Below are 26,426 nucleotides of genomic sequence, written 5' to 3' on the forward strand. Positions count from 1 at the left end.
CCGCCCTGAAAGCCAAGAGGGCCAAATATTACAATCCAGGATTGCGGCTAGCCCGGACTGGTGAAGTTCACGACATCGACGGCATCGCCGAGCCTTTCCTGCGCGATATCGACGACATGACGGTGGTGGGTGAACAGGATCTTCTGCAGCGAGGAACCCGGCACCGCAAGCACCTGCAGCGCGGCGGCGACACGATCCTCGTCGAAGGTGATCACCAAATCGTCACCGACGAAAGGCGGCACCTCGCGCCGGGCGGCCATGCCCTCGAGATTGGCCAGGCGCAGCGCTAGATAAAGCTGGTCGCGCGTGCCTTCGCTCAGGCCCTCGATGGGCGTGGTGGCACCATCGATACGCCGCGCGGCAAGACGCAGGCGGTCCTCGTCGTCATAAAGCGTGGCGATGCCGGCGAAGCCATTGCTCGTCATGGTCGAGAATAGGGCGCCGGCCCGGGCGATCAGCGGCCCCTGCTCGGATTTGAGCTGGCGCTCCAGCCCGACCTCGATCAGGAGCGAGGCCGTCTTCAGCACGAGATAGTCACGCGTGATGCGTTCAAGATCGCTGCGGGCGTCCTCGAGAGCCTGGGCAGCGCCGGCGGCGCCGGCCTCGCGTTCGATGGCCTCGCGCTTGCGGCGCAGATCTCCAAGTGCCAGGGCAGCCTGCTTGTCCGCCTCCATCAGGGCGGCAAGCTCGACCTGCACCGCTTCGGCCTCGCCAGCCGCTTCATCGGCGCCGATCTCGGCGGCTTCCGCCCGCAAGGTGGCCTCGTCCAGCCCGTCGCTTTGCGCCGTCAGCTCGGCCCGCGCCTTGGCGAGGTCCTGGCGCAGGGCGTTTCGCGCCACCAGATCGGCGGCCAGCGCGGCAAGGCCCGCCGGCTCGCAGCCGGTCCGCGACGCCAAGGTGGCAATGGCCTCGTCATGGCCGCCCTTTGCCACCGCGGCCTCGGCAAGCGCCGCCTTGCGACGCTCCAGCGCTTCCTGTGCGGCGCGACGCCTGGTCGCAGCCTCTCGCGCTCGCGCGAGACCGGCGGCCAGGCCGACGGCGATCTCGGCGGGTTCGGCCACTTCGTCAGGCGTCAACCGGCCCGCCAGGCCGGCGGCACGCTCTGCGAAGCCGGCCTGGTCGTCGCGGATACTGGCGATGCGGTGCTCGATGTTGTCGAGCTGGGCGAGCTTGCCCTGCACCGCGACCCACAATTCGCCCGCCTTGGCCGCTTCCTGCGGACTCGCATCAGCAGGCAGGCCGAGAGCGCCCAGCGCCGCCGACCATTCCGCTTCCATGCCGGCGAGCACCGTCTCGGCCTCTTCCCGTGCCTTGCCGGCCCGCGCGAGCTCGGCCCGGGCCGTGGCGAGCTGATCGGTCACGGAGCGGGCCTCGCGCGCACCCTGCTCAAGGGCGCCAAGGCGGTCTTCGATCAGGCGGATCAGGCTCGGCAGGCTCTGCGCCGCCGCGCCGGCCAAACCGGCCTCGGTAGCGAGCGCTTCCAGGGCGGGACGCTCCGCGGCGAGGCGCTGCCTGGCCTGGTCGATGCGCATTTCGAGATCACGCTGTGCCTGGCGCTCCTCGCGCAGGCGGGCCAGCTCGGAAAGGAAGCGGCGCATCACGGCGGGCGCGGCAGCCTCGCAGCCGAGCGGAGTGAACAAGGCCTGCCAGGTTCGATCGGCGGCCTCGCGATCTTTCGCCAGCGCCACGATATGATCCTGCAGCGTTGCCAGCGCCGCCGTTTCCTTCTCGCGCGTGCGCAGCATCACATCGCGGCGTGCGAGGCGCTCAGCCTGGGCCAGGCGCCTGTCGGCCAGCGCATCGACCTGCGCCACGATCTTGCGATACGCCTTGATCGCCGCGGCGGAGGGCTCGGCGGCGATCGCCTCGAACAGAGCATCACGTTCCGCGCGCTCTCCTGCAAGTTGCCCGCTATCGATCAGGCCATCCCCGCCCGCGGCTGCCTCCAGCGCCGTATCGATTTCGTCGATGACCCCCTTCAGACGGCCGGCTTCGGCCTCATATTGGCGCGCCTTAGCGTCGAGCCCCGCGAAGCGGCGCTCCACCTCGGCCAGCATTTCCTCACTGGGCTCTTGCCGGGACCAGAGCCTGGTCTCTTCCGGTACGGCAGGGGAGAGCCGCGCAAGCCGGTCCGCGAACAACCCACGGCGTCGCTCAAGCTCGGCCTCCTGCTCGCCAATGGTCGCGGCCTCGGCCAGAGACGGCTGCATGGCTTTCAGACGCTGGCGCAAAGGCTGGGGATCGGCACTGTTGCCGACGCCGGCCGCCTTGCGCTGCAGGGCCTCGATCGCCTCGACGGCCCTGACGGCTGCACGCTGGTTTTCGGCAGCGGCCTCCCCCGCCTTGCGTCGCCGCTCGGCTACCACGCGGATGCGCTCCAATGCGAGATCGTCGGGCCTGAGATCCGCCAGCGCCGCCCGGTCGGGCTGGCCCAGGCGCCGGGCGAGCTCGTCGAGGTCGCGGGTAAGGTCGCGCGCCTCCAATTCCCGACGCGGCAAGTCCTGCAGGGCCTTGGCGAGCGCGGCGCGCTCCTCGTTCAGCGCGGCGATTCTCTCGCCCTCGACCAGGAAATCCTCCTCGACGCGGATCGAGGCAAGGGCCTGCCCGGCCTCGTCACTCTCACGGGCGAGACGCGTCAGGGCTTCCCGGCCGGTCTCGGCCCGGACAAGGGCTGCCTCGATCTCGCCCGCCACGATGTCGGGCACATCCGGCAAGGTCTTGAGTGCGGCAAGCGCCTGCTCGCCCTGATCGATGCGGATGAGCAGCGGTGCGATACGTCGCACACGATCGATGCGCGCGCGCCTGATGCCGGCCTCGCGCAATTGTCCCGTCAATGCAAGAGCTTGCGCTTCCTGGGCGGCGATCTGCTCTTCCAGCGAGCGTACGTCGTCGGCCCGCAGAGACTGTTCGCGCAAGGCGCGGCGCGCCTGGTCGTAGCGCTCCTGGGCTTCATAGAAGGCCCGCTTGTTCGATTTGCGGCTGCCGAAGAGCCCATCGGCTTCCGCCTCAAGCCCGGTACGGACGGAAAGCAGGGTCTTCAAGCCCGAGGCGGCGGCGAACAGGCTTTCACCGACTTCGCCCTGGGCCGCCAGCATCTGCCGCGCGCCCTCTCGCAGCCCGGCCTGGTCGAGGCCGAAGGCCGCGAGAAAGACCTCGCGCGAGACGCCACTGAGGGCGCCGTCGAGCAGCCCGTCATCGAGCGGTGCGTCGGCGCCGTCGCTCAGCGAATTGCGCAGACGCTTGCGACGCCAGAAGGCGAGAGTGGTGCCATCGGCCCGCAGCACTTGCGCGCCGATCTTCAGATCCTCGTAGCGATGACGGAAATTGGCCGGGCTGCGCGGCTCGAAGCCGTAGAGCAGGTCGGTGATGGCGGAGAGCGCAGAGCTCTTACCGGCCTCGTTGGGGCCATAGACGATGTGCAGCGCCGCTTCCGGGCGGAAGTCCAGCCCTGCGTCTGTGAAGGGACCGTAGCGGGTAAGTTCGAGACGGGTGAGCTTCATACCGCGTCCCCGCCACCATGCCGCAGGCGCGCCAGCGCGACCGACCGGGCTTCCGTGACCAGCGCCGCCACAGTCTCTTCCCCGTCCCCGATCACAACCTGACGAATCTCATCCGGAAGCCTCGCCAGGATCTCCTCGATGAGGGCATTGAGGTGCTGGCTGAATTCGACTTCTCCCTCAAGGCCAGCCAGCAACTCCTGCGGATCGGCGAAACCGACGGCTTCGCCGCCTCCTGCCACGCGCGGCGGTAAAGTCGCGAGTTCGACGCGCTCGATATAGAGGCGGTCGCTCACACGGTCTGCCGCGGCCTGGACCTCGGCCTGCAGATGCTGGCTGTCGGCCGCGAGAGCGTCATGGGCCTGCGTCTCGCCCTGCAGGGTCAGGCGCAGGGCGAGCGGCCGCTCCTCGGCTGCAGCGAGTTCCATGCGCAGCGCCGACTCGACGAGCGCCAGCACCTCGGGAAGATCCGTGGCGCCGCCAACATCCATCCGGGCATGCGCCCAGCGGGCCTTGTCGAGCACCAGCGGCGTGGCCGAGACCACGGTGCCATTGTCGACCTCCACCAGCATCGCGCCCTTGGCGCCGGCCTCGCGCACATGGCGACCCTGGAGATTGCCGGGAAAGACCACATAGGGGTCCCTGGAAACCGTCTCGGCCGCGTGGATATGACCGAGCGCCCAGTAATCGTAATATTTGGCCCGGAGATCAGCCAGCGTGCAGGGCGCATAGGAGGCATGGCCGGCGCGCCCGTCGAGCGAGGTGTGCAGGAGGCCGATATTGAACCAGCCTTCGCGGGCGGCAGGATAGGCGCGCACGATATTGTCGCTCACGGAGCGATCGGCGAAACTGCGGCCGTGCAGCGCGACCTTGAGATCGGCGAGTTCCAGCGTCTCGGCCTTTCTGGTGCCGAAGAGATGGACGAGCGGGGGCAGCGTCACCTTGCGCGAGATTTGGCTCTCGGCGTCATGGTTGCCCTGGATCAGGAAGGTGGGAATACCCGCCCGCGACAGCCGCGCCAGCTGTCCGGCGAAGAACAGCCCGGTGTGATAGTCGCGCCAATCGCCGTCATAGACATCGCCGGAAATGATCAGGAAGGAGGCCTCGCGCGCCAGCACCTCGTCGATGAGCGCGACAAAGGCCCCGCGTGCCGCCTCACCGAACAGTGCCGCCAGATGCGGCTGGCGCGCGGTAAGCCCCTGCATCGGACTGTCGAGATGAAGATCGGCGGCGTGGACGAAGCGAAAGCGCATGGGAGGCTTTTAGGGCGTGGAGCGGCCGGAGGAAAGGCATCCCGGGAGTATCCGTATTCGGTCAAGCAGCTTTAGGCGTCCAAATCCGATTATCTCGCAAGAGGGCGTTAGCGAGGATGATGAGCTTGCGCATGATGGCGACGATGGCGATTTTTTTGGGTTTTCCGGCGGCGACCATGGCCTGGTATTTAGCGGCGAGGTCGGGGTTCCATCGGATAGCGGCGACCATGGGCATATAGAGGGCTCGTCGCAGAAGGGCTCTTCCCCCGCGAATGAAGCGCTTGCCATTTTTGCTGCCGCTGTCGCGTGGGACAGGGGCGAGGCCGGCCAGGCTTGCGGCTTGAGGGGGAGACAGGGTGCCCAGTTCAGGCATGTGGATGAGCATGGCGTGAGCTGTGATGGGTGCCACGGCGGGGATGGAATCGAGGATTTCGGCTCTGCGCTTGAAGGCGGGATCCTTGTCGGCCCGCCTGGCGATCTCCTCGTCGATGGCGTTTATCTGCGCTTGGGTCAGAGCCAGTGTCTTGGCGAGTTGGCGCTTGATCAGGGGGAGTTCGGCGGTTTGCTGGCGGGTCTGGGTTGCCACTTTGATCTTCATCAGGGCGTCCCGCGCCGCGGCCAATTGCTTCATCTCCTCAAGGGCCTGGCTGACGATGAGGGTCGGCTCGGGCTGGACGGCCTGGCCATAGCGGGCCAGGGTCATGGCATCGATGCGATCGGTCTTGGCCAGCCTGCCAATACCTTCGGCAAAGCGTCGGGCCTGGCGCGGGTTGAGCTTGACGGCCGGCAGGCCGGCCTGGTTGAGCGCGCGTTCGAAGGCGCGATGATAGGCCCCCGTTGCTTCGAACACCACACGCTCGACAGTCCAGGAAGAAAGCCAGGCAAGCAGGGCGCGATGGCCCGCCTGGGTGTTGGCAAAGCGCTTGATGAGGCCTGCCGGGTGGACAGCCACATCCAAATGATCCTTGCCGATGTCGGTGCCGACATTGTGTGCTAGGCTGCTCGTCATCTTTTCCAAGTCCTCTGCTTGTCTCCGGAGCAATGCCGGTATCCGTTCAGGCCTCATGGAAAAGAGAGGGGTGGTCAGACTCCTAAGTCAGTCCTTCGATTATCGCAGGCACGACCCGTCCCCTCCCGCCTCCAGCTCGGCGGCCACCGAGCTGGAGGCATCCAAAAGCTAGGCTTGCACGATGGGATTGAAATAGACAATCGCAGGCATCCCTGCCTGCTCTTATCCCCATCCGGAGCAATGTCCTGGAGAGGAAAAGCAGGCAGGGATGACTGCGATCCGAGGATGTAGAGCCCACTCATCCCAATATCGCCCCGAGATAATCCCGCTTGCTCAGCTCCACCCCGTTGGCGCGCAGGATCGCGTAGGTGGTGGTCACGTGGAAGTAGAAATTCGGTAGGGCAAAGAGGGTGAGATAGGCCTCCGGCTCGAACTCGCGCGGCTCGCCGCCGAGCTTCAGGCTGACCTTGCGCCCGGCCGCCGCCTCGACCGAAGCCTCCGGCACCGAGCGGATATAGTCGAGCGTCTTGGCGATGCGCGACTGCAGCTCGACGAAATCCTTCTCCTCATCGGCATGCTTGGGTGCCTCGACACCTGAAAGCCTGGACACCGCAAGCTTGGCCGAGTCGCAGGCCGTCGAAACCTGGCGCGAGAGCGGCAGCATGTCGGCCGTCAACCGCAAACCGCACATCACCACCGGGTCTATCTTCCGGGATTCCGCGTAAAGAGCGCCCTTTTCGAGGATGGCTGAAAGGTTTCCCAAAGCGTGAACGAACACCTGGGCCGAGGCTTGATAAAAGGACAGGGGCATATTTCCTCTCGATATTTGTCTGATTTATTTACACAACATCTTTCGATTGCACGATTGTGATTGCAAGGGAGGTAATATGGTAAGCTTTACCGGCTCTCTCTTTCACTAAACCACGGCAATCGTATGGACCCCGCGGCAAGGCTTTTGCTGGGGATCGCATGCCGGAGTGGTCCGATCCTGCAAGATCAACGCCATTCGATAACGCAAAACGACGAAAAGGGAAGAATCCATAGAGGCAGACGTAGGTTTGATGACCCGAGAACCCTTTGCATCATTATCGTTTCAAGAGCGTACAAGGACGTCCGCGATCCCAGCTACCCCCCGAAGATCGACCAGCCCATTCTTTGCGTCAGGATTTCCAGCGCGATCCGCCCCAGATGCGAATTGCCGGAGGCGTCGAGCCCCGGGGACCATGCCGCAATCGACGCCCTGCCGGGGGCGATGGCCAGGATGCCTCCGCCGACGCCGCTCTTGCCGGGCAGGCCGACGCGATAGGCGAACTCGCCCGAGCCGTCATAATGGCCGCACATCAGCATGAGGGCGTTGATGCGCCGGGCGCGCTCGGGCTGCACCACCCGATGACCGGTGGTGGGGTTGCGGCCATACTGGGCAAGGAACCGCCCCGCCATGGCGAGCTGCCGGCAGGACATGGCGATGGCGCAATGGTGGAAATAGACGCCGAGCGTGTATTCGACCGGGTTGTCGAGCACCCCGAAGGCCTTCATGTAGTTGGCCAGAGCATTGTTGCGGTAGCCCGTGCGCTGCTCGGAGGCCGCCACCGCCTCGTCGATGATGATGGCGGGATCGTCAGCGAGGAACTGCATGAAACGCAGGATCTCGCCCAGCGCCTCGCGCGGCTGGTGGCCGGAGAGGATGAGATCTGTGACGGCGATGGCGCCGGCATTGATGAAGGGGTTGCGCGGGATGCCGCGCTCGTTCTCGAGCTGGACGATCGAGTTGAAGGGGCTGCCGGAAGGCTCTCGGCCGACCCGCCGCCAGAGACGATCGCCGGCCTTGCCGAGCGCCAGGGTCAGCGTGAAGACCTTCGAGATGGACTGGATCGAGAACGGCATGTCGCCATCGCCGCCGACATGGGCATTGCCCTCGGCATCGATGACGGCAATGCCGAAATGCTTCGGATCGGCGCGCGCAAGCTCGGGAATATAGGTGGCAACATCACCGCGGTCGGGACGCGCGGCCATCTCCTCGGCGATTTCCTTCACGACTTGGTCAAGCTGGGGCAAGGCGAGGTCTCGGGTGGTGGTAGGGCTAACCTGCAGGAGGGCTGCCAGGGCGGGCTGCTTAGGCGGGGCGTGGGCCTATGTCCAGGGCTTTCCTGGGAGCGCGGACGTCCCGTCCGCTCTTGGAAACGAATCACTTTATGATTGACGAAGAGCGGACGGGACGTCCGCGCTCCCAGCAATTGACTCTCGCGCCCTTTTCCCCTATTCCCCGGCCGTTCTTACATCGGTAAGGCACCCGACCCGCCGACCATTCCTGGAGGATGGAGGCCAACGCCCGTCAGCGCGATGCGCCCACGGGCGTGTTTTGCGTTGTGTGCCTTGTCGCTGCCAGGAGCGGCTCCGATATCAGCGTCGTAGCCACAAAGGGATATGTGAATGTTCGATGGCCTCTCCGCGCGTCTTTCCGACGTGCTTGACAAGCTCACACGCCGCGGCGCTCTCAGCGAGAGCGACGTAGGCGAGGCGATGCGCGAGATCCGCCGTGCGCTGATCGAGGCGGACGTAGCGCTCGACGTGGTGCGCTCCTTCACCGACAAGGTGCGCGCGCGTGCTGTCGGTTCGGACGTGCTGAAGTCGGTCACCCCCGGCCAGATGGTCGTCAAGATCGTCAGCGACGTGCTGATCGAAACGCTCGGCGGCGAGGGCCAGGCCATCGACCTGCAGGCCGTGCCGCCGGTGCCGATCCTGATGGTCGGCCTGCAGGGGTCGGGCAAGACCACCACCACCGCCAAGATCGCCAAGCGCCTCACCGACAGGCTTGGCAAGAAAGTGCTGCTGGCCTCCCTCGATACGCGCCGCCCGGCCGCCATGGAGCAGCTCGCGGTGCTCGGCCAGCAGGTCGGGGTCTCCGTACTGCCCATCGTCGCCGGCCAGAGCGCCGTGCAGATCGCCAAGCGCGCCATGGATGCCGGCCGTTTCGGCGGCTATGACGTGGTGATGCTCGACACCGCCGGCCGCACCACGGTCGACGAGGCGCTGATGGCAGAGGCCGCCGAGGTCAAGGCCGTCACCGATCCGCATGAAGTGCTGCTGGTGGCCGATGCCCTCACCGGCCAGGATGCGGTCAACACCGCCCGCGCCTTCGACAGCCGCCTCGGCATCACCGGCATCGTGCTGACCCGCCTCGACGGCGATGGCCGCGGCGGTGCGGCCCTTTCGATGCGCGCCGTCACCGGCAAGCCGATCAAGCTGGTCGGCACGGGTGAAAAGGTCGATGCGCTCGACGATTTCCATCCCGCCCGCATCGCCAACCGCATTCTCGGCATGGGCGACATCGTCTCGCTGGTCGAGAAGGCCGCCGAAACCATCGACGCCGAGAAAGCCGCCAAGATCGCGGCCAAGATGCAGAAAGGGCACTTCGACCTGGAAGACCTGCGCGATCAGCTCATCCAGATGGAGAAGATCGGCGGCATGTCCGGCGTGCTCGGCATGCTGCCGGGCATGGGCAAGATGAAGGAGCAGCTCGCCAGTGCCAATATCGACGAGAAGGTGTTCAAGCGCCAGCGCGCCATCATCGACTCGATGACGCCGGAAGAGCGCCGCAAGCCTGAGATCCTCAAAGCCTCGCGCAAGCGCCGCATCGCCGCCGGCTCCGGCACCTCGCCCGAACAGATCAACCGCCTCCTCAAGATGCATCTGCAGATGGCGGATATGATGAAGAAAATGGGCGGCGCCAAGAAAGGCGCGCTCGGCAAGATGGCCTCGATGTTCGGACTCGGCGGCGGCATGCCGGCGATGCCCCCGGGCGCCATGGAGGCTCTCTCCAAGGGTCAGATGCCGCCAGGAATGCCTTCTGGCATGCCTCCCATGCCCAACCTGCCGCCGCAGTTGCCGAATTTCGGTGCCGGTGGCCCCAAGCTGCCCGGCCTCGGCGGCCCCAAACTGCCGGGCGGCCTGCCGCCCGGCTTCCCCTTCGGCGGCAAGAAGAAATAGCTGCCCGAACCTTTTCACCTCGACAACAAACAAACTGACAAACGGAGTATCCCATGTCCCTCAAGATCCGCCTCGCCCGCCGCGGCGCCAAGAAGCGCCCGTTCTACGCGGTCGTGGTCACCGATTCGCGCTCTCCCCGCGACGGCCGCTTCATCGAGAAGCTCGGCACCTATGATCCGATGATCGCCAAGGATTCCGGCCAGCCGCGCTGGACCGTCGATCTGGAGTCCGCCAAGGCCTGGATCGCCAAGGGCGCCCAGCCGACCGACCGCGTGCTGCGCCACTTCGCCGATGCCGGCCTGCTGACCCGCCAGGCTCGCAACAACCCGGCCAAGGCCGTTCCCGGCAAGAAGGCGCAGGACCGCGCCGCCGAGAAGGCAAAGAAGGCCGAAGCTGCCGCCGCCGAAGCGGCTGCGTAAGGATCAAAACCTGGGAGCGCGGACGTCCTCGTCCGCTCTTCCGCTATCCTAGAGCGAATCGGTTCCAAGAGCGGGTCGTCCGGCACTCTATTGAGTGTCGTAGGGACACCCGCGCTCCCAGGAGAGTCATGTCCACTGCCTCGCAAAATCTCGTCCTTCTCGGCGTGTTCGGGGCGGCCCATGGCCTCAAGGGTGAGGTGCGGCTGAAATCCTACACGGAAGAGCCGCTGGCAATCGCCAATTATGGGCCCCTCCTCACCAAGACCGGCCGCAAGATTCACATCACCAGCCTGCGCCAGCAGAAGGACATGCTGGTGGCACGGATCGAGGGCGTGAACGACCGCACGGCAGCCGAACAGCTCGTCAATCTCCAGCTCTTCACCGAACGCGAAGCCTTGGGTACCCCCGAGGACGAGGACGAATTCTTCCACGCCGACCTCATCGGCCTCGCCGCCCGCGACGAGAACGGCGCGCTGATCGGCACCGTCACCGGCATGTTCGATTTCGGTGCCGGCGATATCGTCGAGATAACCCCGCAGGGTGACGAGCCCAAGGATACAAAAACGTTGCTGCTGCCCTTCACCAGGGCCGTGGTGCCGACGGTCGACATCAAGGCTGGACATATTCTCGTCGTGCTTCCGCAGGAAACAGGGGAGGAGGACGAGAGGGATGGAAAAGATGAACGCTGATCACGTGTTTCAAGGCAGCCTTGCAGGCGATTTCGGCGCTCTTTCAGCCAACCCCGTCGCCGGCCTGATCTTCGACATGGATGGCACCCTCGTCGACAACATGCGTGTCCACAACGATGCCTGGGAAACCTGGTATCAGCGACACCAGCTTCCCTTCGATCGCAACACCTTCTTCCAGGAGACGGCCGGGCGCGCCAATCGGGAAGTGGTGAAGTGGGCCAAGCCCGATGCCACGGAGCTGGAGCTCGATACGCTCGGCCTCGAGAAGGAAGCAATCTACCGCGAGATCTATCGCGGGCAGATGGCGCCGCTGCCCGGCCTGATGCCGGTGATCGCCGCCTGCGAAGCTCATGGGCAGAAGATGTCGGTGGCCACCGCCGCGCCACCGGAGAACGCCGCGTTGGTGCTCGATGGCCTCGACCTGCGCCGCCATTTCGTCACCGTGGTCTCGCCTTCGATGGGCTATCGCGGCAAGCCCCATCCCGACCTCTTTCTCGCCGCCGCCAAGGCGATGGGCCTCCCGCCCGCGCAATGCGTGGTGTTCGAGGACGCCCCGCTTGGCATCGAGGCCGCCGCCAACGCCGGCATGCGCGCCGTGGGTGTGACCACCATGCTCGATGCCGCCGCCCTGCAGGCGCCGAATGTGGTGTTCTCGATCCAGGACTTCACGGATGAACGGCTGAAGGGACTGCTGAGGCTGTAGAAAGCCACCGTCGGCCAAGCCGATACCTATCGAGAGGGCGCGGGCAGCCTCCCCCACGAAGCTGGGGGAGGCTCGCGTCGCGCTCTTTTTCTTCGCGGAATTCCCCATGTGGCGCGCATCGATCCTCACCCTCTATCCTGAGATGTTCCCCGGCCCGCTCGGCGTTTCGCTGTCTGGCGAAGCGCTGGCCGCCGGCACCTGGGCGCTGGAGACGCGCAATATCCGCGATTTCGGCCAGGGCCGGCACCGCGCCGTCGACGATACGCCGGCCGGTGGCGGCCCGGGCATGGTCATCCGCGCCGATGTGCTGGCCCAGGCCATCGACGCCCTGCCCGACGATGGCCGCCCCCGTCTCCTGATGTCGCCGCGCGGCACCCCGCTCACCCAGGCTCATGTTCGCGCGCTGGCCGGCGGTGAAGGTGCCGTGATCATCTGCGGCCGCTTCGAGGGCGTCGACCAGCGGGTGATCGAAGCGCGCAACCTCCATGAGGTTTCGATCGGCGATTACGTGCTCTCGGGCGGAGAACTCGGCGCCATGGTTCTTGTTGACGCCTGCGTGCGCCTTCTGCCCGGCGTGATGGGTGGCCAGACCTCAGGGGACGAGGAGAGCTTCGAGAACGGCCTTCTCGAATACCCGCATTACACCCGCCCCCTCAATTTCGAGGATCGCGAGATCCCGGAGATCCTGCGCTCCGGTCATCACAAGAACATTGCCGCCTGGCGCCGGGCGCAGTCGGAGGCACTGACGAAAGAGAGGCGACCGGACCTGTGGTCAAACTTCGTGCAGAAGCCTCCCCGAATTAAATAGACTCAGCCTCCGATTTGGCGTATTGGCTCGCCTCCACATAAAGCAAGAGCAAGATGCGCCCTTCGGGTGCGCGCGGAGATCGATCATGAACCTGATTCAGACTATCGAGCAGGAAGAAGTTGCCCGCCTGTCGGCCGGCAAGGACATTCCGGAATTCCAGCCGGGCGACACGGTTATCGTGAACGTCAAGGTCGTCGAAGGCGAACGCTCCCGCGTTCAGGCCTATGAAGGCGTCTGCATTGCCCGCGATGGCGGTGGCCTGCAGGAAAGCTTCACCGTCCGCAAGATCTCCTATGGCGAAGGTGTCGAGCGCGTGTTCCCGCTCTACTCGCCGATGATCGATTCCATCAAGCTCGTGCGCCGCGGCAAGGTCCGCCGTGCCAAGCTCTATTACCTGCGCGATCGCCGTGGCAAGTCGGCCCGCATCGCCGAGCGTGTCGACAACAAGAAGCCCGAGGGCAAGAAGTAAGCTCGACGACGATCCAAGAGTTTTCGACGCCGGTCTGGAAACAGGCCGGCGTTTCTGTTTCCTGGGATCGCAGGCATCCCTGCCTGCTCTTGGAAATGCTGCGCTTGCGGAAAAGGAACAGCAGGCTGGAAGCCTGCGATCCCAGGGATGTGACGCCGCTCGTCGCCTCTGCGGCCAGCCTCGGTTCGGCCCTTCCTCGATGACATTGCCGCGTGCAAGCTGCCGCTCGCGGACAGGCCGCAACTCCTCGCGTTGCATCACATCTTCGGCTTGGCCCACCACAGATCCATCGCCCCGAGTTCATAGATCACGCCGGGGTTGCCGTGTTCGAACTCGTCCCAATAGGCGAGCCAGCGTTCGGTGCGGTACCACATCGGTACCCAGTAATAGCCCGCCCGCAGCACGCGATCGAAGCAGCGGCAGGCCGTGATCAACTCCTCGCGGCTATCAGCATTGCCCATTCGGTCCATCAGCGCGTCGAGCACGGGATCGGCGACGCCGCTGCGGTTGAGCGTGCCTTTCCGATTGGCGTTGATGCTGGCGTAATAGCCGCGCATGTCGTCGGCCGGCGTGGAATTGTAGGAGACACGCTGGGTGATCACGTCGAAGTCGAAATTGTCGGTGCGGATCTGCATCTGCGAGGGATCGACCACGCGGAAGGTGGCCTGGATCCCGAGGCGCTGCAGGTTCTGGATGAAAGGCGCCGTATGCTTGTAGAGCCCGTCGTCGTCCTCCAGGAACTCGATGGCGAACACCTCGCCCTTGGCATTCTTGAGAACGCGATTGTCGACGGTCCAGCCGGCCTCCGCCAGCATCTTGCCTGCGGCGCGCAGAAGATTGCGGTCGAAGCCCGAACCGTCGGACACCGGCGGCACGATCGCCTCGCCGAATACTGCCTCGGGCACCTTGCCGCGATAGGGTTCGAGCATGGCTAGTTCCTGCGGCGAGGGCTTGCCCGTGGCCTTGTAGGACGAATTCTCGAAGATCGATGTCGCGCGCTGGTAGAGCGAGTACATCACATGCTTGTTGGTCCACTCGAAGTCGAAGGCCATGCCGATGGCCTGGCGCACCCGGGGGTCGGCAAGCTGCGGGCGTCGCGTGTTGAAAAGCCAGCCCTGCCCACCGGAGGCGGTATGGTCGGGTACCGTTTCGCGCTTGATGCGCCCGTCCCTGACCGGCGGGATATCGTAGCCCGTCGCCCAGTTGAGCGAGGTATATTCCTCGCGGAAGAGGAAGTTCTTCGTGGAGAAGGCGATGAAGGAAGCGGCCCTGTCCTGATAATAGACATAGGTCTGGGTGTCGAAATTATTGCTGCCGACCTGGGTTGGCAGCTTCTCGCCCCACCAATCCCTAACGCGCTCGAAGCTGATGCTCTGGCCGGCCTGGACCCTGCCGATCTTGTAGGGGCCGCTCCCGAGGATCGGCTCCAGCGTCGTCTTGGTGAAATCCCTGCCCGTCCACCAGGCCTTGGAAAAAATAGGCAGGCCGGCGACGGTGAGCGGTGCGGTGCGCCCGCGCTCCGGCGTCAGGGTGACGCGCACGAGATCCGCCGCTTCGGCCACCGCCTCCTTCATGAAAGCCAGCGGCTCGGTGATATAGGGATGGCCGTCCTCCTTCAGCCGGGTGAAGGACCAGGCGCAGTCCTCGGCCGTGAGCGGTGTGCCGTCATGGAAGGTGAGGCCGGGCCTGAGGCGGAAGCGATAGGTCAGCCGGTCTGCCGACACCTTTACGGTCTCTGCGGCATAGGCATACATCGCATCCATCTCGTCCCAGGCACGCGCGAAGAGCGTGGCAAAGCACATGTCGATGCCAGACGCTCCCGCCCCCCTCAGGATATAGATGTTGAGATTGTCGAAGGTGAACAGGTTCTGGTTGTAGATGGTCTGCACCACCTGCTGGGAGAAGGCGCCACCCTTGGGAGCATCGGGGCGGACATAGTCGAAGGCCTTGAAATCCGGCCCATATTTGAGGTCGCCGAACAGCGAGAGACCATGGCTCTCGACCTCTTCCCCCCGCACGCCAGCCGGCAGCAGGGCGGCGGCCGCGCCGAGGAAACCCGCCTTGAGGACGGTGCGACGGGTCGGGTGGGTCATGGCCTCCGCCTGCGACATCCCCCTCACTTCGGCGCCCCCTTCCTGGCGGCGAGAGCCTGGTCGTACCACCACACGGTGGGGAAGCCACCGGTCGGGCTTTGTGTCGGCAGCACGTCGGGATGGCCGAAGCGGTTCCAGCGCAACGTGTGCCAGACGCCCGAATACCACATAGGCACCACATAATCGCCGGAGAGCAGCACCCGGTTGAGCGCCTTGGTGGCGGCCACCAGCTCGGCCCGGTCCTTGGCATAGACGATGCGGTCAATCAGGGCATCGACGGCGGGATCCTTGATACCGATGGAATTGCGCGACGTCGGCTTGTCCGCCGCAGCCGAGCTCCAGAAGTCGCGCTGCTCGTTGCCGGGCGATTGCGACTGGCCGGCACCGAATACGATCATGTCGAAGTCACGGTTGTTGACGCGCAGAGTGTACTGCGAGTCATCCACCACGCGCACATTGGCATCGATGCCCAGGCGCTTGAGATTCTGGATATAGGGCAGAGCGATCTTGGTGAAGGTGTCGTCGTCGAGCAGGATCTCGACGGTCATGACTTCGCCCGTCTTCACATTGGTCAGCTTGCGATCCCTGATCTCCCAACCGGCGTCCTTGAGCAGGCCGAGGGCCGTGTGCAGATTGGTGCGGCGGGCTTCGTCCGTGCCGTTGACGGGATTGGTGTAGGGCGTGGTGAACACCTCTGGCCGGACCTTGTCCCTGATCGTATCAAGGATTGCCAAATCCTGGCCCTGCGGCAGGCCGGAGGCGGAGAATTCATCGAGGCCGGCGAAATAGGAGTCGATACGCTTATACTGCCCGAAGAAGGTGGAGCGGTTCAACTCCTCGAAATCGAAGGCGAAGTTGAAAGCCTGGCGAACCCTTATGTCCTGGAATTTCGGCCGCCTGATGTTGAAGCCGAAGGCCTGCATGCGCCCGCTGGTATTGCTAGGGAAATCCTGCTTGACGATGCGCCCGTCCTTCACGGCCGGAATGTCGTACTGCGTCATCCAGTTTGCGATGACGTTCTCCAGCCGGAAGTCATAGGAATCGCTCTTGAAGAACTCCGGCAGCTGCTGGACATTGGTGTAGTAGACATAGCGCATCTCGTCGAAATTATACTGCCCCTTGGCGGTGGGCAGATCGGCGCCCCACCAATCCCTCACGCGCTCGTAGGTGGCGGAGCGGCCCGCCTCGAAGCTCTTGAGCTTGTAGGGTCCGGACCCGAGCGGCGGCTCCAGCGTGGTTTCGGCAATGTTGCGCGGCTTGCCGCCAGGGCCGTTGGCGAGCCACCAGTGCTTGGGCAGGATGAAAAGCTGGCCGACGATCTGGGGCAGCTCGCGATTGCCCTTGGTGGAGAAGGTGAAGGTCACCTGGTCGGGCGCCGTCACCTCGGCCTTGGCCACGTCATGGTAATACGCGGCCGTCTGGACATTGTTGGCCTTCTGAACGTCGAAGGACCAGACCACATCCTCGGGCGTGATGGCCTGGCCATCGTTCCAGCGCGCCTTGGGGTTGATGCGGAAGGTGACGGAGGAGAGGTCATCGGGATAGCGCACGGCATCGGCGATCTCGCCGTATTCGGTGGATGGCTCGTTCTGCGAATCCGTCATCAGGGTCTGGTAGACGTTGAGAATACCGCTCTCGATCACGCCCTTCACCTGCGCGCCCGAGATCGACATCAGCGCGATGTTGAAATTGTCGAACGTACCTGGGATCGCCAGCCGCACCGTGCCGCCCTTGGGCGCATCCGGATTGACATAATCGTAATGGTCGAAGGGCTTGGTGTTTTTGGGCTCGCCGAGCAGCGAAAGGCCGATGCGCCAGGGCGGGGCGCCCGCGGTACTGTCCTGTGCAGCGACGGGAGCCGGGACGACGAGGCTGCTCCAAGTGAGAGCTGCGGACAAGGCGGCGAGATGGACAAGACGCATAGAGATCCCGATGGTTTCAGCCGCCCGCGGCCCGGACGGCGATTCCAGTTCAGGATAGGGGGCATTGCGGCGGAAATGTAGGCAGTTTTTTGAACAATCGGAGAGTATTCTTGCCGTCCGGGCAGGGCTTTGCCCGTGCTGCTGATTCGGAGGGCCCGCCATGCTGGGAAGCAAGATCGCCGTTGCCACACTCCCGGTGCGGAGCCTGCCCGCTGCACGACTCTTCTATGAGGAAAAGGTGGGGCTGGAGATCGCCTTCATGCACGAGCCCAGCGCGATCGCCTACAAGGCCGGCAACTCCATCGTGCTGGTTTATGAATCCACCTATGGCGGCACCAACAACGCCACCGCCGTGACCTGGGTGGTTGATGACGACATGACTGTTCTGGTCGCCGAGCTGAAGCAACGTGGCGTCGCCTTCCAACATTACGACTTGCCCGGCGTCACCCGGGAGGGCGACATCCACCATTCTGGCGCGTTGCAGCAGGCCTGGTTCAAGGATCCCGACGGCAACATCCATGGCCTCGCCAGCGGCTGAAACGCGCAATCCCCGATTGACGCCGGACTCTCTCTCGCTATAGTGCGCGCCGCGTTGCCCCTATGGCGGAACTGGTAGACGCGTCCGACTCAAAATCGGATTCCGCAAGGAGTGCTGGTTCGATTCCGGCTAGGGGCACCACCAACCTGTTCGGCGAAATTCGCCAAGGTTCAGAAATATCCTAAAATCAATAACTTAAGTGAAAAATCTGTTCGCAACGGTCCGTTTTCGTGCGCCCGCAGCCGCTTCGAATGGTGGTATGCCTGGTGGTATCGGTGCGAGATGGTGATACAGTGTGGTGGTATTCGATACCACCAAATGGGTTCGCCATGCCTTTGACCGACGTTGAATGCCGCAATGCCAAGCCCTCAGAATCAGTGCGCAAACTCTCGGATGGAAAGGGTCTGCAGCTCTGGATCATGCCGAATGGTTCGAAGCTCTGGCGGCAGGACTACCGTTTCGCCGGCAAGCGCAAACTTTTGTCGATTGGCGCCTATCCGGCTTTCACCCTGATTGCCGCCCGCAAGGCGCGCGACAATGCCCGTGCGCTCGTTGCTGAAGGCGTTGATCCTTCCGAGGCCAAGCAGGAAGCCAAGGCGGCAAGAATCGCGCAGGAGGCCGCCGCTGACAGTTTCAAGGCCGTTGCCGATGCCTACGTGGCCAAGCTAAAACGCGAGGGTCGCGCACTCGCCACAATGGTCAAGATCGAATGGCTACTTGGCCTCGCACTATCCGATCTAGGAAAACTCAGGATTGGCGAAATCAGTTCGGCGAAGGTGCTGGCGGTCCTGCGCAAGGTGGAGGGGCGTGAAGCCTACGAAAGCGCACACCGGCTGCGCTCCACCATCGGTGCGGTGTTTCGCTATGGCATTGCCACGGCGCTTTGCGAAAATGACCCGACGGTCGCACTCAAAGGCGCGCTCACAACTCCCACTGTAACCCCGCGCGCCGCCATCCTGAAACCGACGGCCTTTGGCGCACTGCTTCGCTCAATGGACGATTTCGACGGGCAACCCACGACGCATGCAGCCCTGAAACTTATGGCCTATCTCTTCCCGCGCCCCGGTGAACTGCGCATGTCCGAATGGGCGGAGTTCGACCTTGAGGCAGGAATATGGGAAATACCGGCAAGCCGGATGAAGATGCGCCGGCCGCACAGGATACCTTTGCCCCGGCAGGCAATCGCTATCCTTACGGACCTTCGCGCGATTGCCAGCAAGGGCAAGCTTGTCCTACCCTGTGTGCGTACGCTCTGTAGGCATCCGGCGTAGGCCGCATGCTGGCTACTCGGTCCGGTCCCATCGTGTGAGTAGTGTCGGGTCGTCTTTGTGCATCTTGATGAGCTCGATCAGATTCTCGATTCCAAAGTCGGTGAACGCCATGACGCCATCTTCGCCAACACCGTAGACCCAGATAACGCCATCCTCGATTTCCATTTCATTGGCAACGTCGTGCAGCCAGTCCTCGTCTTCACCCAGGTCCTGGGCGACGCGAGCGATGGTCGTGACGTGATGGACCTTATTGATGTGCATGGTCAGGCCGCTCGAGCGCGGATCGCTGATGCTGGAGACGTCCAGTTCCATGGCAGCAACTCGTCCAGCCGGTGAACGGGATGGGCGGCGATGCGAGAGAGGACGTCAGCCAGCCAGGCCTGCGGATCGACGCCGTTCATCTTGGCCGTGACAATGAGGCTGTACATGGCCGCTGCACGCTGCCCGCCGCGGTCAGATCCGCAGAACAGCCACGACTTTCTGCCAAGAGCAATACCACGCAGACTTCGTTCGGCGGCATTGTTGGACAGGCAAACCCTCCCATCTTCGAGGAACAGGGTGAAGCTCGCCCACCGCTTGAGGATATAGTTGAAGGCCTTGGCCAGGTCATGCCCGCGAGCCAGCCTGGCTGCCTGCTCGCGCATATAGACATGGAGATCCTCGACCAAGGGCCGGCTTAGGGTCTGTCGAACCGCCAGGCGCTCTTCTGGGCTCTGGCCATTGATGGATCGCTCGATCTCGAACAAGGTATCGATGCGACGCACGACCTCGATCGCAATCGGCGACAACACGATCTCCTTCTTGCCCGCGGCCTTGCGACGCGCATTCTCCTCGATATCGGCCATGGCAAAGAACGGGCGCCGCGCATGCACCCAACATGCCGCCTCCCGGATAGGACCGGGATTGCGACCGGCCAGATAGAGCTTGTTATAGCCCTCAAAGGCATCCGCTTGCAGGATGCCGGTATATCCGGCCAGATGCGCCTGAGGATGTTCGCCCTTGCGATCACGCGAGTAATAAAACAGCGCCGCCGGCGGCCCCGTGCCCCCAAAAGGTCGGTCATCCCGAACATAGACCCAGCATCGACCTGTGTCGGTCTTGCCTGCTGCCAGTACAGGCACTGTCGTGTCATCCCCATGGAGACGCTCGGCGGCCATGACATGCGCCTCGATCCGTCGGCGGAGGGGGGTCAAGCACCGTACAGACCGATCCGACAGCGTCGGCCATGGTCGACAGAGCGATCGGCACGCCCTCCAGGTCGTAGCGCTCGGCTTGACGGTTCAGGGGCTGGTGCTGACCAAACTTCTCGAACACCATCATGGCCAGGAGGCTGGGCCCCGCCCATCCCCTTGCAATGACATGGAACGGCGCCGGCGCTTGCGTGATCTTCTCGCAGTCGCGACAGCTGAACTTCTCCCGCACGGTCTCGATCACCTTCCATTGCCGAGGGATCGATTCCAGTGTTCGGGTCACGTCCTCGCCAAGTTTGCGCAGGCGATGGCCGCCACAGCACTCGCACGCTGTCGGCGCCTCGATCACCACGCGCTCGCGGGGAAGGTGATCGGGGAACGTATTGCGCTCAGGGCGCTTACGCGTAAATCCGTTCACAGCTGTTGTGTTGGCAACCGCTTTCTCGGCCGCAAGCTCATCTTCCGTGGCGCTGGCTTCCAGCTCCTCGAACGAAAGCACCAGCTGATCAATCAGGCGAGAAGAGCGTTCCGATCGCTGCCCGCAGACCTGGCGCTCCAGTTTGGCGATCCGCAGCTTCTGCTGGGCGATCAACGCCAGATCCTCGGACGCTTTCGCGCGCGCGACCGCGAGCTCTGCCGCCATCTGCAAAGCCTGCGCGCGCTCGATCCTCAACGCCTCTTTCAGGGCGGCGATGTCGTCGGGAACGGCGTCGCTGGCAGCATTCATGCCAGGAAGTGAATCACAAATTCGGCGCGTTGTGATGCCCCAAAATGGTCCTCGCTTCGCATTTTTCTGCCTCAACCCGCGCGCTCGGGCCGCCATGTCAGTTGGGGATTTCGCCAGTCGATCCCTTCCAACATATAGGCCATCTGCGCCGCCGAGATCGACACCGCCCCAGCCGATGCCGAGGGCCAGATGAACTTTCCGCGATCCAGCCGCTTGGCGTAAAGAGACAGCCCGATGCCGTCATGCCACAAAATTTTGGCTAGATCGCCACGACGGCCCCGGAAGATGTAGAGATCGCCCGCATGCGGATCACGTTTGAGGCTTTCCTGCACCGTCAGAGCCAGGCCTTGCATGCCGCGGCGCATGTCCGTGTGGCCCGTCGCGATCCAAACCCTGACATTGCTTGGGATCGGGATCATCGTCGGCTCAGAACATCAAGAACCCGCCCCAACGCCTCAGCGTCGACATTCTCATCAACCCGGATACTTTTGCCGTCACCGAGTTTGATTTCGATCAGGCCGCGGCGTTTCCTGACGGGCGCCCCCAATGGCGGTTCCATGGAGGGTGCCTTCTCGGCCACGAGCTCGGCTGGGACGATCCGGACTGGAACAAGGTGTGCCGCTGTCGAAGGGCTGCTCGCAACACGGGCCTGTCGCCGCCACGTGAACACCAAACTCGTCGCAATGCCGTGTCTGCGCGCGATCTCTGCCACCACCGCGCCAGGCGCCAACGTCTCTTCAATGATCCGCATCTTCTCGTCGCGAGACCAGCGACGGCGGCGCTCAATTCCGCCCAGAACTTCAACTCGCATCAACCGACCTTAAGGCTAGCCTTAAAGCCGCATGCTTCGCCTCAGGCCGTCACCATGCAAGGCGGCCCTCGCCGGAGGCCTACTACGCTCTCGCGTCCGATCAGTGAAAACACGCTCAACGCGGCCTTGCGACGGCTAGGCTATGGCAAGGACGAAGCCACGGCGCATGGCTTTCGAGCGACTGCCTCTACCCTACTCAATGAAAATGGCAAATGGCGTCCGGACGTTATTGAGGCGGCACTCGCTCACATTGGCGCCGACGAAATTCGCCGCGCCTATTTGCGGTCGGACTTTTGGGAGGAGCGCAAGCAGATGATGCAGTGGTGGGCGGATTACATCGACGCGCTGCGCGAAGGCGGCAAGGTGGTGGCACTGAAGCTAGGATAGAGATCGTTCAGGCACCAGCAATGATCCGGTCAATCTGCGCGTACTCCTTTGCGCCGAACAGCAGGAAAAGGCTCTTCCCGCCCGAACGTTCCGCCCAAAGTTCACCAACCAGCTTCTTCTCCTTCGAGTCGTCATTCGTGATGTAGGGCGTTCCCTTGTATTCGATCACAAGAATGCGCCCGTCGTTCAGCAGCGCGACAAAATCCGGGTAAAATTTATCGGTCGCGGTTTGTAGCCAGAAGGAATGTGGCTGGCGAGACGTGTTACGAACCCAAGCCTTGACCTGCGGGTTGCGTTCAATCGCTACTGCGCATTCGTGCTCTTCGCCACTTGCGTCCAGATCGCCGACAATCCGAAACAGGTGTTTCTTGAAATCGGCACGGCCCTTGTAGGGCTGATTATAGGCGTAGCGACTTTCATCAAACACTAGCTCCATGTCGCTGCCGACTTGGAACTCAAGGCCACTTTGCGGGAACAACGCGCGTTCGAAAGCAAGTGTTTCGCGGCTGTCCCGGTGTTTGGCGATCACCTTCACGAAGGCTTCGACTAGCCGGAAATTCGATCGCCCCAGCGCTTCGAGCGACATGCCGTAACGAGCGGCGATCACATCCAGCGCTTGCGCAATGAAGAGCGTCGACGACAAACGCGTGATATCGCGCCGTGCCGAGTAGGGCAGCCGCCGGTCAAGCCAATTCACCAGCGCATTCTTTGTCCAGCCCCGGATGCCGAGCGCGAGCGAAAGCTGCTCATGCAGATCGGCAACGAAGGTCACCTTTATTTCGCGCCCTTCGTCGATATCAATATGGGCCTCATCGATGGCCCTTCTGGGTGGCATGAAGAAATCCAGAATTGAGGTCGGATCGTTTTCTTCAAGCTTCCATGGAATATCGAGAAAATGCGCACGGTCGAATAATTGCCAGTCTTTACCACATCGCACGGTCAATTGCGGCACCGCGAGGCGGATCGGCGCCGCAGTGGGATCAAGCACTCTCAGTCGTGCGCCACGTGAACGGTGTACGAGTGCGTCAATGGTCGCTGCCGCTCTTTCCGGCATGGCGAGCCTCATGGCGGTGCGGTCATAGTCGGTAAGCGCGCCGCGCGCCCGAATGATGCCCGTTTGGGGGTCAATCTGCACCCGACCGCTCGTCGCAACTTCGATATTGGTCTTGAACGTCGCGACGTCCAGATCAGCAGGAAGCATCTCTTCATAGACGAAGGCCGTTCCGCCCTCTTCAAAGCCAGGAAGGGCCGCAACGGCGCGCACCAGCGATTGTGCTTCGACCTTCTCGAACCCGTTGTTCACAAGCCCGTCTCGTAGGGTGTTAGCGGCCTGCTGAAAGCTCGTGGTGGTGGCAAAGGCGTAGGCGCGGTTCAGATCCTCATGTCTCTTGCGCGAGGCGCGCGGCAGGCGCAGCACGCGACCGAGCAACTGTTCCACCGCGCGTGGCGATTTTTGCTCGGCTACCGAACACAGCACGTAAGCAAAGAAGCAATCCCACCCTTCTTTGAGCGCCTGCTGCGTGATGATGAAACGCACCTTGCAGTCACGGTCGAAGAGATCGACGCCATCCAGTCCGCGCACATCGCCGGTGGCGATAACAATGTGGACTTCCGGCACTCGAAAGTCTTCGATCAGAAGCTTCATGACTTCTTCTGCGTGCAGCGTCGGCTTGTCCTTGGATTTGGCCTCGGACTGAAGCAGCATCACCGGCCGGACGAATTCGCCCGTTGCCCTTTCTTCAGCAGCCGCCGTCTCGCTGAGTTCGTCAAGCCAGGCGATAGCATCCCCGATGGTTTCTCGTGGATCGGCCCGGCCGCGTAGGATTACCGGCAGCTTGATCATGTCTGCGGCCCTAAGTTCGGCGGCGGAAACTTGGTGGAGCAAGTTGGAAGCGTAGATGCCCCTTTCGGGCTTGTGCTCTTCTGGCGTGACAGGTGTCGCGGTGAATTCGACGATCAGGGAAGGCTTCAGGCGTGCCAACGTGTCGAAGGAAAGATTGGTCCGCGCATTATGCGCTTCGTCGACGATAACCATCGGGCGGCGCAGGCGCAGAACATTGGCAAAAGAGGGCACTGGATCACCCAACGGGCCGGTCTCCAGAGCCTCGCTCAAGCCGTCGGCAAGCCCACTGAAATGGTCCATTAGTTCGCCATTAGCATCATAGACTTTGCGCCCCTCCGTCTCTTCCACCCGGAACGCCTGGATGGTTGCCACGATCACCACCACGCCGCCATCGTAATCGGCGCGCTTGGCGTAGAGTGCATCCGCAACCGTCATCACTCGGACATTCTCGCCGAAGCGATCCGCCAGCGCTCGGCGATTAGGATGGGCTCGATCCTGAAGCGTCGCCAGCGTCTGTTCGCGGATAGTCTGCGAGGGCACAAGCCAGAGCACCGTCGGAGTATCCGTGCGGAGGAAGCTGTCTGCGGCCACACCAACCGAATGCGCCGCCATAATAGTCTTGCCACCCCCGGTAGGAATGCGCAGGCAAACATAGGGCAGACCGGGCAGGTTCGGCGGCTGCACGAAGGGCCGCTTCGTCATGGCGTAAAATGCCGTATCCGCGTCGTTAAACTCCACCGTCTTCTCGAGAAACCGGCGTAGGCTGGCTAGCGTCTGAATTTGATAATTCTTCAGCGAAAACACGGGCAGACTCATAGCTCTTTCTTCCTCGGCTTGCCCGACAGCAACGCCTTGGTCGCGCGATCGAAATCACTGACATAGGCACGATCTTGCTCGACCCGGTATTTCTCGAATTCCGCCAACGCATTGGCGTCGGGCGCTGCCATGGTCACAGCCCCTCAATCTGGTAGGGGATTTGCTTGAAGGTAACGCCGAGCCGCGCAAGTCGGTCATCGGGTACGGTGCAGCCTTCGCCATATACGATGCGCGCACCAGCATAACCAGATTCTGGCAAGGGCAGGCTGTCAAGCGCGCTGCTGGTGAGCACGTTCCCCGCATCGGCACTTGCAACGCCCACGGCATCGGCATTGTGTAACAAATAGATTGCTCGCCCTTGGAACGTGCCGATCAGCGGCGTTGAGCCATCCACCCGGCGAGGGAGGGGGGAGCCCGTTTCGCAAAAGAAGACATGGGCTGCAATGTCGGAATAGGCGACGGCGGAACTGACATTGCCGTCGGCATCGAATAAAGGTTCGCCAAGGTGAAGGGTTTCGGGTGCCGTGAGGCGTACGAAAGCCTCTCATGCAGGAACCCGCGGGCCACAGTCGATGGCTATGGGGATTTCGATTTGCGACTGATGTCGGCGATGGCGCGACCGCTGCGGGGAAGCGCCGCGATAGACGCGGACAGACCGCTTCGTTGCGTCTCCACGTGATGTTGTCGGCCCGTCGCGCGGCCAGACGCGGCCCCTTCGGCATCGAGGATCACCGTGGACGCGCGTGGGCTCGTCGCCGAGGGCTGAGTGCCTGAGGCTGAAGGCTGGACCATGCCATGCCGGGTCATGGCGTGCGGCTCCCGGTCGAAGGGGAATGGTGGGGCGGTCCGCGCGGCTGCCTCCACCGTTCGAACACCTCGATGACGATCATGCGTCCGCCGCAGTATGAGCATGGCGGGCGGACGTCAGCCGGTTCTTTCGGCATATTGTCATCGGGCGGCGACGCCACGCTTAGCAATTCGCGGGCGAGCGCGAGGCCGGCCTTGCAGCCGCCTGCGAGCAAGCCGTAGTGGCGGATACGGTGGAAGCCACGCGGCAGGATGTGGAGCAGGAACCGGCGGATGAACTCGTCGGTTGCGAGCGTCATGACCTGCTGCCGGTCGGCGCCGTCGCGGCGATAGTCCTTGTAGCGGAAGGTGACGCCGCTCTCATCGAACTGGATGAGGCGCCCGTTCGAGATCGCGACCCGGTGGGTGTAGCGCGACAGATAGGCGAGCACCGCCTCCGGCCCGGCGAAGGGCGCTTTGGCGTAAACCACCCAACGTGTCTTCCGGACGGGAGCAAGATGGCGCAGGAATGCCCGCCGCTCGGTGAGGTGCGCCTGCGACCCAAAGAAGGCGAGCCGACCAGCCTCGTGGAGCGCGACCAGCCGGGTGAGGAACAGCCGGCGGAACAACTTGCCGAGAACCCTCACCGGCAGCAGGAAGGCCGGTCGCGACGATATCCATCGGCTTCCGTCCGGCGCGATGCCGCCGCCGGGCACGATCATGTGCACGTGCGGATGGTGGGTCATCGCCGAGCCCCAGGTGTGGAGCACTGCGGTGATGCCAATGCGCGCGCCGAGGTGCCTGGGATCGGCCGCGATCGTCAGCATCGTCTCCGATGCCGCCTTGAACAGCAGGTCGTAGACGAGTGCCTTGTTGTGGAAGGCGATGTCGGCGACGTCGGCCGGCAGCGTGAACACGACGTGGAAATATCCGACCGGCAGCAGGTCGGTCTCGCGCTCGGCAAGCCAGGTCCGCGCCGCCGCGCCCTGACACTTCGGACAGTGCCGGTTGCGGCAGGAGTTGTAGGCGATCCGCCACTGGCCGCAGTCCTCGCAAGCCTCGACGTGACCGCCGAGGGCGGCGGTGCGGCAGTGCTCGACCGCCGACATCACCTTGAGCTGCTGCAGGCTGAGGTGCCCTGCATGGACGGCCTTGTAGGCGGGCCCGCCAGTACGGAAGATGTCGGCGACCTCCACACAGGTGCGCAC

The 26,426-nt window shown here is 63.5% G+C and carries 23 protein-coding genes, 1 tRNA gene and 1 pseudogene; 10 read left to right on the forward strand and 15 right to left on the reverse strand.

What is annotated here, in order from left to right; genetic code table 11:
• Positions 1 to 47: 47 nt before the first annotated feature.
• From ACMDCR_RS31585 to ACMDCR_RS31605, 5 genes are all read right to left on the reverse strand, one after another.
• Positions 48 to 3,500 carry an AAA family ATPase gene (locus ACMDCR_RS31585; protein ID WP_413990411.1) on the reverse strand — a complete coding sequence of 1,151 codons (3,453 nt, stop codon included), beginning with the start codon at positions 3,498 to 3,500 and terminating at the stop codon, positions 48 to 50.
• Complete coding sequence (locus tag ACMDCR_RS31590) at positions 3,497 to 4,750, reverse strand: metallophosphoesterase (RefSeq protein WP_413990412.1); 1,254 nt, start codon at positions 4,748 to 4,750, stop codon at positions 3,497 to 3,499. The genes ACMDCR_RS31585 and ACMDCR_RS31590 overlap by 4 nt, the downstream gene beginning before the upstream one ends.
• Before the next feature lie 61 nt (positions 4,751 to 4,811).
• The gene (locus ACMDCR_RS31595) at positions 4,812 to 5,759 is read right to left on the reverse strand and encodes an IS110 family transposase (RefSeq protein WP_413987661.1); all 948 of its coding nucleotides are present in this window, start codon (positions 5,757 to 5,759) and stop codon (positions 4,812 to 4,814) included.
• 298 nt (positions 5,760 to 6,057) lie between these two features.
• The gene (locus ACMDCR_RS31600) at positions 6,058 to 6,570 is read right to left on the reverse strand and encodes a DUF1993 domain-containing protein (RefSeq protein ID WP_413990413.1); all 513 of its coding nucleotides are present in this window, start codon (positions 6,568 to 6,570) and stop codon (positions 6,058 to 6,060) included.
• Between the two features lie 314 nt (positions 6,571 to 6,884).
• A complete protein-coding gene (locus tag ACMDCR_RS31605; RefSeq protein WP_413993777.1) occupies positions 6,885 to 7,772 on the reverse strand; it encodes a glutaminase in 888 nt (295 codons plus the stop codon).
• Between the two features lie 417 nt (positions 7,773 to 8,189).
• On the opposite strand from ACMDCR_RS31605, the gene ffh reads away from it, so the two are divergent.
• The 6 genes from ffh (at position 8,190) to rplS (ending at position 12,834) form a co-directional block, all read left to right on the forward strand.
• Positions 8,190 to 9,746 carry a signal recognition particle protein gene (ffh, locus tag ACMDCR_RS31610; RefSeq protein WP_413990414.1) on the forward strand — a complete coding sequence of 519 codons (1,557 nt, stop codon included), beginning with the start codon at positions 8,190 to 8,192 and terminating at the stop codon, positions 9,744 to 9,746.
• A 53-nt stretch (positions 9,747 to 9,799) separates the two neighbouring features.
• On the forward strand, positions 9,800 to 10,165 hold the full coding sequence (gene rpsP / locus ACMDCR_RS31615) for a 30S ribosomal protein S16 (RefSeq protein ID WP_413990415.1): 366 nt from the start codon (positions 9,800 to 9,802) through the stop codon (positions 10,163 to 10,165).
• A 128-nt stretch (positions 10,166 to 10,293) separates the two neighbouring features.
• Positions 10,294 to 10,854: a ribosome maturation factor RimM gene (gene rimM, locus ACMDCR_RS31620; protein ID WP_413990416.1), complete on the forward strand. Its 561-nt coding sequence runs from the start codon at positions 10,294 to 10,296 to the stop codon at positions 10,852 to 10,854.
• Positions 10,844 to 11,557 (forward strand): HAD family hydrolase, encoded by a 714-nt coding sequence (locus tag ACMDCR_RS31625; protein ID WP_413990417.1) that lies wholly within the window; start codon positions 10,844 to 10,846, stop codon positions 11,555 to 11,557. The genes rimM and ACMDCR_RS31625 overlap by 11 nt, the downstream gene beginning before the upstream one ends.
• Positions 11,558 to 11,663: 106 nt before the next feature.
• Entirely contained in the window at positions 11,664 to 12,365 is a 702-nt protein-coding gene (gene trmD, locus ACMDCR_RS31630) for a tRNA (guanosine(37)-N1)-methyltransferase TrmD (protein WP_413990418.1), read from the forward strand.
• 85 nt (positions 12,366 to 12,450) lie between these two features.
• Positions 12,451 to 12,834, forward strand: a complete 384-nt coding sequence (rplS, locus tag ACMDCR_RS31635; protein ID WP_413990419.1) for a 50S ribosomal protein L19 — start codon at positions 12,451 to 12,453, stop codon at positions 12,832 to 12,834.
• A gap of 257 nt (positions 12,835 to 13,091) precedes the next feature.
• On the opposite strand, the gene ACMDCR_RS31640 is transcribed toward rplS, so the two are convergent.
• Together ACMDCR_RS31640 and ACMDCR_RS31645 are read right to left on the reverse strand one after the other, a co-directional pair.
• Positions 13,092 to 14,927 (reverse strand): extracellular solute-binding protein, encoded by a 1,836-nt coding sequence (locus ACMDCR_RS31640; RefSeq protein WP_413990420.1) that lies wholly within the window; start codon positions 14,925 to 14,927, stop codon positions 13,092 to 13,094.
• A 23-nt stretch (positions 14,928 to 14,950) separates the two neighbouring features.
• Positions 14,951 to 16,849, reverse strand: coding sequence for an extracellular solute-binding protein (locus ACMDCR_RS31645; RefSeq protein ID WP_413990421.1), 1,899 nt, complete (start codon positions 16,847 to 16,849; stop codon positions 14,951 to 14,953).
• Positions 16,850 to 17,009: 160 nt separating this feature from the next.
• On the opposite strand from ACMDCR_RS31645, the gene ACMDCR_RS31650 reads away from it, so the two are divergent.
• The 3 genes from ACMDCR_RS31650 (at position 17,010) to ACMDCR_RS31660 (ending at position 18,658) form a co-directional block, all read left to right on the forward strand.
• Positions 17,010 to 17,387 carry a VOC family protein gene (locus ACMDCR_RS31650; RefSeq protein WP_413990422.1) on the forward strand — a complete coding sequence of 126 codons (378 nt, stop codon included), beginning with the start codon at positions 17,010 to 17,012 and terminating at the stop codon, positions 17,385 to 17,387.
• Positions 17,388 to 17,443: 56 nt separating this feature from the next.
• Positions 17,444 to 17,528 (forward strand) — tRNA-Leu (locus tag ACMDCR_RS31655).
• Between the two features lie 188 nt (positions 17,529 to 17,716).
• Positions 17,717 to 18,658, forward strand: a complete 942-nt coding sequence (locus tag ACMDCR_RS31660; RefSeq protein ID WP_413990423.1) for a tyrosine-type recombinase/integrase — start codon at positions 17,717 to 17,719, stop codon at positions 18,656 to 18,658.
• 12 nt (positions 18,659 to 18,670) lie between these two features.
• On the opposite strand, the gene ACMDCR_RS31665 is transcribed toward ACMDCR_RS31660, so the two are convergent.
• The 4 genes from ACMDCR_RS31665 to tnpA form a co-directional block, all read right to left on the reverse strand.
• A complete protein-coding gene (locus tag ACMDCR_RS31665; protein ID WP_413989784.1) occupies positions 18,671 to 18,970 on the reverse strand; it encodes a hypothetical protein in 300 nt (99 codons plus the stop codon).
• A protein-coding gene (gene tnpC / locus ACMDCR_RS31670) for an IS66 family transposase (protein ID WP_413989783.1) occupies positions 18,922 to 20,575 on the reverse strand; the annotation gives its coding sequence in 2 pieces (ribosomal slippage) (positions 18,922 to 19,845 and positions 19,847 to 20,575; 1,653 coding nt in all). Before tnpC ends, ACMDCR_RS31665 begins: the two co-directional genes overlap by 49 nt.
• Before the next feature lie 71 nt (positions 20,576 to 20,646).
• Positions 20,647 to 20,940, reverse strand: a complete 294-nt coding sequence (gene tnpB / locus ACMDCR_RS31675; RefSeq protein WP_413989782.1) for an IS66 family insertion sequence element accessory protein TnpB — start codon at positions 20,938 to 20,940, stop codon at positions 20,647 to 20,649.
• A gap of 50 nt (positions 20,941 to 20,990) precedes the next feature.
• Positions 20,991 to 21,386 carry an IS66-like element accessory protein TnpA gene (gene tnpA / locus ACMDCR_RS31680; RefSeq protein ID WP_413989781.1) on the reverse strand — a complete coding sequence of 132 codons (396 nt, stop codon included), beginning with the start codon at positions 21,384 to 21,386 and terminating at the stop codon, positions 20,991 to 20,993.
• 84 nt (positions 21,387 to 21,470) lie between these two features.
• Here tnpA and ACMDCR_RS31685 point away from each other — a divergent pair.
• Positions 21,471 to 21,773, forward strand: a pseudogene (locus ACMDCR_RS31685) (tyrosine-type recombinase/integrase); the annotation flags it as partial.
• Between the two features lie 7 nt (positions 21,774 to 21,780).
• Here the strand turns inward: ACMDCR_RS31685 and ACMDCR_RS31690 are convergent.
• The 4 genes from ACMDCR_RS31690 to ACMDCR_RS31705 all read right to left on the reverse strand — a co-directional run bounded on the left by ACMDCR_RS31690 (position 21,781) and on the right by ACMDCR_RS31705 (position 26,426).
• The gene (locus ACMDCR_RS31690; RefSeq protein WP_413990424.1) at positions 21,781 to 24,432 is read right to left on the reverse strand and encodes a DEAD/DEAH box helicase; all 2,652 of its coding nucleotides are present in this window, start codon (positions 24,430 to 24,432) and stop codon (positions 21,781 to 21,783) included.
• Positions 24,429 to 24,563, reverse strand: coding sequence for a hypothetical protein (locus tag ACMDCR_RS31695; protein ID WP_413990425.1), 135 nt, complete (start codon positions 24,561 to 24,563; stop codon positions 24,429 to 24,431). The genes ACMDCR_RS31690 and ACMDCR_RS31695 overlap by 4 nt, the downstream gene beginning before the upstream one ends.
• A 2-nt stretch (positions 24,564 to 24,565) precedes the next feature.
• Positions 24,566 to 24,775 (reverse strand): hypothetical protein, encoded by a 210-nt coding sequence (locus ACMDCR_RS31700; RefSeq protein WP_413990426.1) that lies wholly within the window; start codon positions 24,773 to 24,775, stop codon positions 24,566 to 24,568.
• A 460-nt stretch (positions 24,776 to 25,235) separates the two neighbouring features.
• Positions 25,236 to 26,426 (reverse strand): IS91 family transposase, encoded by a 1,191-nt coding sequence (locus ACMDCR_RS31705; RefSeq protein ID WP_413989380.1) that lies wholly within the window; start codon positions 26,424 to 26,426, stop codon positions 25,236 to 25,238.

The sequence above is a fragment of the Labrys okinawensis genome (assembly GCF_047345005.1).
In the GTDB taxonomy this organism is placed as follows: Bacteria; Pseudomonadota; Alphaproteobacteria; order Rhizobiales; family Labraceae; genus Labrys; species Labrys okinawensis.

Bases quoted from the DNA above. Each gene is read 5' to 3' on its own strand.
- ACMDCR_RS31645 (WP_413990421.1), bottom strand. From the start codon at position 16,849: ATGCGTCTTGTCCATCTCGCCGCCTTGTCCGCAGCTCTCACTTGGAGC.
- ACMDCR_RS31595 (WP_413987661.1), bottom strand. From the start codon at position 5,759: ATGACGAGCAGCCTAGCACACAATGTCGGCACCGACATCGGCAAGGAT.
- ACMDCR_RS31590 (WP_413990412.1), bottom strand. From the start codon at position 4,750: ATGCGCTTTCGCTTCGTCCACGCCGCCGATCTTCATCTCGACAGTCCG.
- ffh (WP_413990414.1), top strand. From the start codon at position 8,190: ATGTTCGATGGCCTCTCCGCGCGTCTTTCCGACGTGCTTGACAAGCTC.
- ACMDCR_RS31690 (WP_413990424.1), bottom strand. From the start codon at position 24,432: ATGAGTCTGCCCGTGTTTTCGCTGAAGAATTATCAAATTCAGACGCTA.
- ACMDCR_RS31650 (WP_413990422.1), top strand. From the start codon at position 17,010: ATGCTGGGAAGCAAGATCGCCGTTGCCACACTCCCGGTGCGGAGCCTG.
- rplS (WP_413990419.1), top strand. From the start codon at position 12,451: ATGAACCTGATTCAGACTATCGAGCAGGAAGAAGTTGCCCGCCTGTCG.
- ACMDCR_RS31600 (WP_413990413.1), bottom strand. From the start codon at position 6,570: ATGCCCCTGTCCTTTTATCAAGCCTCGGCCCAGGTGTTCGTTCACGCT.
- ACMDCR_RS31625 (WP_413990417.1), top strand. From the start codon at position 10,844: ATGAACGCTGATCACGTGTTTCAAGGCAGCCTTGCAGGCGATTTCGGC.
- ACMDCR_RS31695 (WP_413990425.1), bottom strand. From the start codon at position 24,563: ATGGCAGCGCCCGACGCCAATGCGTTGGCGGAATTCGAGAAATACCGG.
- tnpB (WP_413989782.1), bottom strand. From the start codon at position 20,940: ATGCGCCGCGGCATGCAAGGCCTGGCTCTGACGGTGCAGGAAAGCCTC.
- ACMDCR_RS31665 (WP_413989784.1), bottom strand. From the start codon at position 18,970: ATGGAACTGGACGTCTCCAGCATCAGCGATCCGCGCTCGAGCGGCCTG.
- tnpA (WP_413989781.1), bottom strand. From the start codon at position 21,386: ATGCGAGTTGAAGTTCTGGGCGGAATTGAGCGCCGCCGTCGCTGGTCT.
- ACMDCR_RS31605 (WP_413993777.1), bottom strand. From the start codon at position 7,772: ATGGCCGCGCGTCCCGACCGCGGTGATGTTGCCACCTATATTCCCGAG.
- rimM (WP_413990416.1), top strand. From the start codon at position 10,294: ATGTCCACTGCCTCGCAAAATCTCGTCCTTCTCGGCGTGTTCGGGGCG.
- ACMDCR_RS31640 (WP_413990420.1), bottom strand. From the start codon at position 14,927: ATGACCCACCCGACCCGTCGCACCGTCCTCAAGGCGGGTTTCCTCGGC.
- ACMDCR_RS31660 (WP_413990423.1), top strand. From the start codon at position 17,717: ATGCCTTTGACCGACGTTGAATGCCGCAATGCCAAGCCCTCAGAATCA.
- trmD (WP_413990418.1), top strand. From the start codon at position 11,664: ATGTGGCGCGCATCGATCCTCACCCTCTATCCTGAGATGTTCCCCGGC.
- ACMDCR_RS31585 (WP_413990411.1), bottom strand. From the start codon at position 3,500: ATGAAGCTCACCCGTCTCGAACTTACCCGCTACGGTCCCTTCACAGAC.
- rpsP (WP_413990415.1), top strand. From the start codon at position 9,800: ATGTCCCTCAAGATCCGCCTCGCCCGCCGCGGCGCCAAGAAGCGCCCG.